Below are 8,070 nucleotides of genomic sequence, written 5' to 3' on the forward strand. Positions count from 1 at the left end.
GTCGGCGCCGTCGGGGGGCCGGAGGAGCTTCAGGTCGTCCGCCGTGCGGTCGGGATGCTCCTCGACGGCGCGCCCCACGGCGCGGTGTACTCGTACCTCGAGCGCAAGTCCAACGAGCTGAACGACGACGTGAGTTTCAACGCGCCGCGGTAGACGCTCCGCGGGGAACCCCCTCCGCCCGATCGCGGCGTGGTCGGTCCGTCGCCCCGCCCCTCACGCCTCCCCAGCCTCGTCGCCGGCGGCTTCGCCGCCGGCTGCCAGAGGCGCGGAGCGCCTCGCTGCGGCTCCTTTCAGTCGCCGCGTCCCTCGCGGACTCCTCGTGCCCCTGCGGGGCACTCGGAGGCGCGCCACCGCACCGAACCACGGCTGATCGGTACTCGAACCACACCGACCACAACGATTAATATCACCCAGTGATACCACCAGGTCGTACCATGGACTTCGACGGCTTCAGCGACGTGAGCGAGACGGACGTAACGCGCGCCATCGGCCAGGACTGGTCGGACGAGTTCCTCGAGTTCTCCGAGAGCGACGTCATCGTGGTCGGGGGCGGCCCGTCCGGGCTGATGGCGGCGAAAGAGCTCGCCGAGCGCGGGGTGAAGGTGATGGTCGTCGAGAAGAACAACTACCTCGGCGGCGGCTTCTGGCTCGGCGGCTTCCTCATGAACAAGGTGACCGTCCGCGACCCCGCCCAGGAGGTGCTCGCGGATCTGGGCGTCGACTTCGAGCCCGCGGAGGGCGTCGAGGACCTCTACGTCGCCAACGGGCCGGAGGCGTGTTCGGGGCTGATCAAGGCGGCCTGCGACGCGGGAGCCAAGGTCCAGAACATGACGGAGTTCACCGACCTCGTCGTCCGTGAGGACCACCGCGTCGGCGGGATCGTGATGAACTGGACGCCCGTCCACGCGCTCCCGCGCGAGATCACCTGCGTCGATCCCATCGCGGTGGAGTCCGAAGTCGTGATCGACGCCACGGGCCACGACGCGGTCGCGATCTCCAAGCTCGACGAGCGAGGGGTCCTCGAGGCGCCCGGCATCTCCCACGCGAGGGAGCACGACGCGGGAATGGACGCGACCGGCGACGACGAGTACGGCGCGCCGGGCCACGACTCGCCGGGCCACGACTCGATGTGGGTCGGCGAGAGCGAGGACGCGGTCGTCGAGCACACCGGCGTCGTCCACGACGGGCTCGTCGCGAGCGGGATGGCGGTCGCGACGGCCCACGGGCTCCCGCGGATGGGGCCGACCTTCGGCGCGATGTTGGTCTCCGGCAAGCGCGCGGCACAGGCCGCGCTCGACGAGCTCGGCGTCGACGCCGGCGACGTGCGGCTCTCCTCGCGACCCGCCCCCGCCGACGACTGACCGGGGAGCGGCTCGCGGGGACTCACTCCCGCCTGACGTCGAGGTCGTCGCCGACCCGGAACCGGACCCCGTCGGGCGTCTCGAAGACGAGGTCCGCGCCGGCGACGGTGACCGACCACGGCATCACCGCGGCGATACGCTCCCAGCCGGGGGCGATCCCGTTCCGCGTGAAGAACGTGGCCATCGGCTCCCGGTCGTCGGTGGCGTACAGCGGGTGTGAGATGTGCCGACAGCCGCAGTGGTCACAGGCAAACCGAACCATCCCGTCGTGGTTCACGTGGCGGAACCCGTAGCCGTCGTCCCCCGGACGATCGCCGTCCGCGGGCGGGAGCGTGGCCGTCACGTCGTGTCCACAGTTCGGACAGAACCCGGCCGACATCGCCCGGAAAGTGTGTGCGGACCGGCGGTGTGACCGCTCGAAGGCGGTCTGTATGTCGACGCCCGTCACCCCCGACGGGGGATACGAGACCGACGCAAGCGTGCCGTCGTCGACCAGTTCGTGGTCGATGAGGCCGACACAGTCGGGACACCGCGTCACGAGGTATCCCCTGCGGTAGAGGGCGCGGAGGCCGGCCCCACACAGGTAACACTCCCCGTCGACCGGCTCGGGCTCCAGGGTCGGGTCGGCGGTGAACACGCCGGTCCGTCGGAGCCGGATCACCTCCCGCCCCGGCTCCGCGAGCCGATACCCGCTCTCGGTCTTCGTGACGAACTGGTCGGTGAGCTTGTCGAGGTGGTAGCTGAACCGACCGCTGTCCTCGACGCCCACGTCGGCCTGGATCGTCGAGTAGGCCGCGTTGCCCGCGAGCGGTCCGGACGCCACCGTCCGTTCGTACAGCGAGTCGAGGATCGCGAGCCTCACCTCGCTGTCGAGCACGGAGAACGCGATCGCGTCCCGAGACCGGACCGCGGCGATGCTGTCCATTCGTCCGCCCGGTGTGGTAGTAAGCGTTTATGTATTTCGCTCCGAGTGACACTTCCTGCGGGGCGGACCCGGAGCCGACACCCGCGGGCCGCGTCCGGCCGTGTCGACTTCCGCGGGAGATCCGACGGGACGGGTCACCCCCGGCGTATCCGTCGTGATCGTCCCCGATCGTTACGGGCGATATCGACGTCGTACGGTCGCTCGGGCGCCTCTTCCGGACTCTGCGCGCTCGCCTCGACCGCGGCTCGACCGCATGCCTTTTTCCGGCGCTGCGCCGAACTGGCCGTATGCGAAACGCCAAGATCGTCTGTACGCTGGGTCCGGCGTCGGACGACCGGGACACGATCCGCGACCTCGCCGCCGCGGGCATGTCGGTCGCCCGACTCAACGCCAGCCACGGAACGACGGCCCACCGCGAGGACGTCATCGAGCGCGTCCGCGACGTCGACGACGCGGTCGACGACCCGCTCGCGGTGATGGTCGACCTGAAGGGCCCCGAGGTCCGCACCGCGGAGATCGACGACCCGGTCGTCCTCCCGACCGACGCCGAGGTGACGTTTCACGAGGGCGAGGACGCCACCCCCGAGCGGGTCGGGCTCACCCACTCGATCGCGGCGGCGACCCCCGGCGACACGATCCTGCTCGACGACGGCCGGATCGAGTGCCGCGTCGAACGGGTCGAGGACGGGTCGGTCGTCGCGCGGGTGGTCTCCGGCGGCGAGCTCGGCTCCCGGAAGGGGGTCAACCTCCCCGGCGTCGCGATCGACGTCGACCTCGTCACGCCGAAGGACGAGGACGAGCTCCGCCTCGCGGCGCGCGCCGACGCCGACTTCGTCGCCGCCTCCTTCGTCCGCGACGCCGACGACGTCTACCGGATCGCCGACCGGCTGGAGGAGTACGGCGGCGACGACGTCCCGGTGATCGCGAAGATCGAGCGCGCGGGGGCCGTCGAGAACCTCGAGGGCATCGTCGACGCCGCCGACGGCGTGATGGTCGCCCGCGGCGACCTCGGCGTCGAGTGTCCCCTCGAGGACGTCCCCATGATCCAGAAGCGGATCATCCGCACCTGCGTCGACGAGGGCGTGCCCGTGATCACGGCGACCGAGATGCTCGACTCGATGGTCCGCTCGCGGCGACCCACCCGCGCCGAGGCCTCCGACGTCGCCAACGCGGTCCTCGACGGGACGGACGCGGTGATGCTCTCCGGCGAGACCGCGATCGGCGACCACCCCGTCCGGGTCGTCGAGACGATGGACCGGATCGTCCGCGAGGTCGAGACCAGCGAGGAGTACGCCGAGACCCGCGAACAGCGGGTGCCGACCGCCGCCGACGACTCCCGCACCGAGGCGCTGGCGCGTTCGGCGCGGTATCTCGCGCGCGACATCGGCGCGTCGACCGTCGTCGCGGTCTCGGAGTCCGGCTACACCGCCCGCAAGACGGCGATGTTCCGCCCCGGCGTCCCCGTGGTCGCGACCACGCCGGACGACCGGGTGCGCCGCCAGCTCGCGCTCTCGTGGGGCGTCCAGCCGGTCACCACCGCGTACGCCGACGACATGGAGGCCGTCCTCGACAACGCGGTCGACGCCGCGCTCGACACCGGCGCGGCCGCCTCCGGCGATACCCTCGTCGTCCTCTCCGGGATGTTGACGGAACTGGAGGGGACGAACACCACGAACACGCTGAAGGTCCACATCGCGGCCGAGACCGTCGCCACCGGGAAGGCGGTCGTCGCCGGCCGGGTCGCCGCGCCGGTCCGGCGGAGTTCGGACGGCGACCTCTCCGCGGTCCCCGAGGGCTCGATCGTCGCGCTCGGTCCCGACTTCGAGGGCGAGTTCGTCGGCGACCTCGACCGGATCGCCGGCATCGTCGACGCCCGGCCCGGCATGACCGGCTACCCCGCGGTCGTCGCCCGCGAGCTGGGCGTGCCGATGATCTCCGGCGTGACGCTGCCGGACGCCGTGACGGACGGCACCACGCTGACGCTCGACGGCGAGCGCGGCGTCGTGTACGACGGGGACGTGATCGCCCCGGCCAGGCGGCGGTAGGGGCCCGAGTCGTCCCCGACCGACCGCGCCCGCCAGCCATTTATCCCGCACGCGTCTACGACGGGTATGAGCGGCGACGACACCCGAAGCCGGGCGAACGAGGTCCGATCGGACGACGAGGAGGAGGGTCGGGAGTGGCGCTTCGGCGTCGACGACGTGGGGCCGGACGGGGTGACGGAGGACACCGCGACGCCAGCGGACGAGCCGATCGAACCGGGCTCCATCGACGCCGAACACGCCGTCTTCGTCGTCCTCGGGGTCGCGCTCGTCGTCGGCGTGTTCGTCTTCGGGTTCTGACCGTCGGCAGCGAGGGGATACGGGATCGCGAACACCTCTCCAGCGTCCCATCCGACCGCGGCCGCCCCGCACCTCAGGCCTCCCCGGCCTCGTCGCCGGACTACGTCCGGCTGCAAGCGAGAGCTTCGCTCTCGCCCTGTCGGCCGTCCTCCGCGTCGCTCCGGCCGCCCGACTCCCTCGCGGGCGGGTTCGCGCCCCCTGGGCGCTCACCGGCGCGCCGCCGCGAATCGGTGACTCCCTCCTGTCGCTGAACGATCCCGCGCCGCCGCGAGGCTCGTCTCCGTCTCGTACCATCACTTATCCGCCTCCCAGCCGTACGGCGGGGCATGGACGTGCTCCTACAGGCGGACCTGATCGGTCCGGACACGCTTCCCCTGCTGTTGTTGACGGCGGGGCTCCTGTTGGCGATGGCGGAGGCGCTCGCGCCGGGCGCGAACTTCATCGTCGTCGGCATCGCGCTCATCGGCGCGGGACTCGGCGGGCTGCTGCTCTCGACGGTGGGCGTCGCCTTCGGCGGTCTGGTGTTCGCCATGGCCCTTCTCACCGTCGTGGTCGGCGCGGCCGCCTTCTACGGCTACCACGAGTTCGACCTCTACGGCGGCAAGGGGCAGGCCCAGACCAGCGACAGCGACAGCCTGAAGGGGAAAACGGGCACGGTCTCCGAGACCGTGACCCCGCGGGGCGGCCAGGTGAAACTCGATGGCGGCGGCTTCAACCCCCACTACTCGGCGCGCTCCATCGAGGGAACCATCGAGGAGGGCGAGGAGGTGATGGTCGTCGACCCCGGCGGCGGCAACGTCGTCACCGTCGAGTCGATGGCGTACGTCGAGGACGACATCGACCGCGAGCTCGCCGCCGACCGGGCGCGGAAGGACGCCGAGGCGAACGCCGACGGCGGCGCGCGGGACGCCGCCGACGCCGACGCGGCCGACGAGTCGGCCGTCGAGACCGAGGAACCCGAACGAACGGGCTGAGCGCGTGGCCGCCGGCGGGGTCGTCGCTCGGCGACGGCCCCGCCGCCGACCGCCGCCACGGGGAACGACGGCCGTCCGCGTTTTCGAATACGGAATTTCGGCCGCAGTACGTTTCGCGATCCGAAGGAAGTATACCCGCGAAGCGTAATTGTACAGTATACACATGACTGAGCACGACTTGGATCGGAGTCTCGGGCTGTTCCCGACGATGATGATCAGCATGGGGGCGATGATCGGCAGCGGCATCTTCGTGCTGCCGGCGCTCGGCTACGCGAAGGCCGGACCGGCGGTGGTCCTCGCGTACCTGTTGGCCGCGCTCGTCGTGTTGCCCGCGGCGCTGTCGAAGGCCGAGATGGCGACGGCGATGCCGGAGTCCGGCGGGACGTACCTCTACATCGATCGCGCGCTCGGTCCCCTCTTCGGGACGATAGCCGGGATCGGCGCCTGGTTCTCGCTCGTGTTCAAGAGCTCGTTCGCCCTCGTCGGCCTCGGGGCGTACCTCCTCCTCTTCGCGCCGATCCCCCAGGCCGCGGTCGTGTACGTCGCGCTCGCGCTCGGGGCGCTGGTCGTCGTCCTGAACGTCTCCGGAACGAAACTCAGCGGGACGATCCAGGCGGTCGTCGTCAGCGTCGTCGTCGTCGGGCTGTTGGCGTACACCGTCAACGCCGGGTTCGCGGTCGACTCCGCGTCGTACACGCCGCTCACGACCCACGGCCGGATGGGGATCGTCACCGCCGCGGCGTTCGTCTTCGTCTCCTACGCCGGCGTCACGAAGGTGGCGAGCGTCGCCGAGGAGGTGAAGGACCCCGGCCGGAACCTCCCGCGGGCGATGCTCGGGTCGATGGCGGTCATGACGGTCCTGTACGTCGCCGTGGTCGGCGCGATCGTCGGCCTGAGCGACCCCGACGTGTTGACCGCGGGCGGTCCCGGCGGGTCGGCCTCGCTCACGCCGATGGCCGACGGCGCGGGCACGCTCCTCGGCGGGTTCGGCGTCGTCTTCGTCTCCGTCATCGCGGTCGTGGCGCTCACCAGCATGGCGAACGCCGGCATACTGTCCTCCTCGCGGTTCCCGCTCGCGATGAGCCGCGACGACCTCCTCCCGTCGGGACTCGGCCGGATCGACGCCCGGTTCAAGACGCCGCGCAACTCGGTGCTTCTCACCGGCACGCTGCTTCTGTCCCTCATCGCGTTCGTCCCGGTCATCGAGCTCGCGAAGCTGGCGAGCGCTTTCCAGATCCTCGTCTTCTCGTTCGAGAACCTGGCGCTCGTGGCGTTTCGCGTCTCGGACGTTCCCTCGTACCAGCCGGAGTTCACCGCCCCCGGATACCCCTACGTCCAGCTGTTCGGCTTCCTCGCCGGGCTCGGGCTGCTCACGCAGATGGGGACGCTGCCGATCCTCGGGGCGGTCGGGATCGTCGTCGGCAGCGCGCTGATATACCTCCTCTACGGCCGGTCCCGGACCGACCGAACCGGCGCGCTCGGCACCATCATCCACCGTCGTCGCGGCGAGGAGGACGACGGGATCGCCTCGACGGAGCCGAAATGACTCCCGCGACGGTCGCCGCCGACGCGTCCACGGGTCCGGAGGCACAACGGATAAGCCGCGGATCCGCGGAGGATCGGACATGACGCGCCGCACGGAGGGTCGGCCGTGACGTACCGCCTGGACGAGATCGACCGACGCATCGTCCACGCGCTGATGGAGGACGCGCGCAACACCTCCGCGCCGATGATCGCGGAGGACCTGAACGTCTCGGCCGCGACGATCCGGAACCGGATCGACCGACTCGAGGAGGAGGGCGTCATCCGGGGGTACGCCGCCACCGTCGACTTCGAGCGGGCCGACGGGCGGCTGACCTCGCTGTACATGTGTACCGTCCCCGCGGCCGAGCGCGAGCGGCTCGCGCTGGCGGCCCGGTCGATCCCCGGCGTGATCAACGTCCGCGTGTTGATGGCCGGGCGACGCGACCTCCAGGTCGTCGCCGTCGGGAACGACACGGGCGACCTCCGGGAGATCGCGCGGTCGCTCTCGGAGCTCGACATTCGGATCGAGGACGAGGAGCTCGTTCAAACGGAGATCCGGAGCCCGTACGCCGCCTTCGGCCCGGACGACGCCTCCGGCGCGACGGAGGCGACCGACCTCGTGACGCTCGGCGACGGCACCGAGGTGTTCGAGGTCGCCGTCGCCGAGGGAGCACCGATCGCCGGAACCACCCTCGAGACCGCCCGCGAGCGCGGGACCCTCGACGACGGGGTCGTGCTGATCTCGATCGAGCGGGACGGTCGGGTCGTCCGGCCAGAGGACGCGACCGTCATCGAGCCGGACGACGTCGTCACGCTGATCCCGCGGGCCGCCGCCGCGGACGAGGCGCTCGCCGCGTTCCGGGATCCCGACGCATCGGCGTGACCGCCCCGCCGGAGGCCGCTACGTCGATTCCCGCCTCCCGTCTCCCGTCTCGCCGTCCGCC

Annotated in this window: 7 protein-coding genes and 1 pseudogene; 7 read left to right on the forward strand and 1 reads right to left on the reverse strand. The window is 71.2% G+C overall.

The genetic code is table 11. The features are described from left to right. Window positions 1–153, forward strand: a pseudogene (locus DJ70_RS13505) (KH domain-containing protein); the annotation flags it as partial. A 281-nt stretch (window positions 154–434) separates the two neighbouring features. After that, window positions 435–1,361, forward strand: a complete 927-nt coding sequence (locus DJ70_RS13510) for a sulfide-dependent adenosine diphosphate thiazole synthase (RefSeq protein ID WP_094533848.1) — start codon at window positions 435–437, stop codon at window positions 1,359–1,361. A 22-nt stretch (window positions 1,362–1,383) separates the two neighbouring features. Here DJ70_RS13510 and DJ70_RS13515 read toward each other — a convergent pair whose 3' ends face one another. Beyond that, window positions 1,384–2,286: a DUF7351 domain-containing protein gene (locus DJ70_RS13515; RefSeq protein WP_094533850.1), complete on the reverse strand. Its 903-nt coding sequence runs from the start codon at window positions 2,284–2,286 to the stop codon at window positions 1,384–1,386. 287 nt (window positions 2,287–2,573) lie between these two features. Between DJ70_RS13515 and pyk the strand changes: the two genes are divergently transcribed. From pyk to DJ70_RS13540, 5 genes are all read left to right on the forward strand, one after another. Next, window positions 2,574–4,331, forward strand: coding sequence for a pyruvate kinase (gene pyk, locus DJ70_RS13520; RefSeq protein ID WP_094533852.1), 1,758 nt, complete (start codon window positions 2,574–2,576; stop codon window positions 4,329–4,331). Window positions 4,332–4,397: 66 nt separating this feature from the next. Beyond that, window positions 4,398–4,628, forward strand: a complete 231-nt coding sequence (locus DJ70_RS13525) for a DUF7312 domain-containing protein (RefSeq protein ID WP_094533854.1) — start codon at window positions 4,398–4,400, stop codon at window positions 4,626–4,628. 326 nt (window positions 4,629–4,954) lie between these two features. Further along, window positions 4,955–5,602 (forward strand): NfeD family protein, encoded by a 648-nt coding sequence (locus DJ70_RS13530; RefSeq protein ID WP_094533856.1) that lies wholly within the window; start codon window positions 4,955–4,957, stop codon window positions 5,600–5,602. Between the two features lie 163 nt (window positions 5,603–5,765). After that, window positions 5,766–7,148, forward strand: coding sequence for an APC family permease (locus DJ70_RS13535; RefSeq protein WP_094533858.1), 1,383 nt, complete (start codon window positions 5,766–5,768; stop codon window positions 7,146–7,148). Between the two features lie 105 nt (window positions 7,149–7,253). Further along, window positions 7,254–8,009 carry an Lrp/AsnC family transcriptional regulator gene (locus DJ70_RS13540; protein WP_094533860.1) on the forward strand — a complete coding sequence of 252 codons (756 nt, stop codon included), beginning with the start codon at window positions 7,254–7,256 and terminating at the stop codon, window positions 8,007–8,009. The last annotated feature ends 61 nt before the right edge of the window (window positions 8,010–8,070 follow it).

The organism is Halorubrum halodurans (assembly GCF_002252985.1).
In the GTDB taxonomy this organism is placed as follows: domain Archaea; phylum Halobacteriota; class Halobacteria; order Halobacteriales; family Haloferacaceae; genus Halorubrum; species Halorubrum halodurans.

What these genes read in the sequence shown, in the direction of transcription:
- DJ70_RS13510 (WP_094533848.1), top strand. Translation starts at nt 435, where the DNA reads ATGGACTTCGACGGCTTCAGCGACGTGAGCGAGACGGACGTAACGCGC.
- DJ70_RS13515 (WP_094533850.1), bottom strand. Translation starts at nt 2,286, where the DNA reads ATGGACAGCATCGCCGCGGTCCGGTCTCGGGACGCGATCGCGTTCTCC.
- pyk (WP_094533852.1), top strand. Translation starts at nt 2,574, where the DNA reads ATGCGAAACGCCAAGATCGTCTGTACGCTGGGTCCGGCGTCGGACGAC.
- DJ70_RS13525 (WP_094533854.1), top strand. Translation starts at nt 4,398, where the DNA reads ATGAGCGGCGACGACACCCGAAGCCGGGCGAACGAGGTCCGATCGGAC.
- DJ70_RS13530 (WP_094533856.1), top strand. Translation starts at nt 4,955, where the DNA reads ATGGACGTGCTCCTACAGGCGGACCTGATCGGTCCGGACACGCTTCCC.
- DJ70_RS13535 (WP_094533858.1), top strand. Translation starts at nt 5,766, where the DNA reads ATGACTGAGCACGACTTGGATCGGAGTCTCGGGCTGTTCCCGACGATG.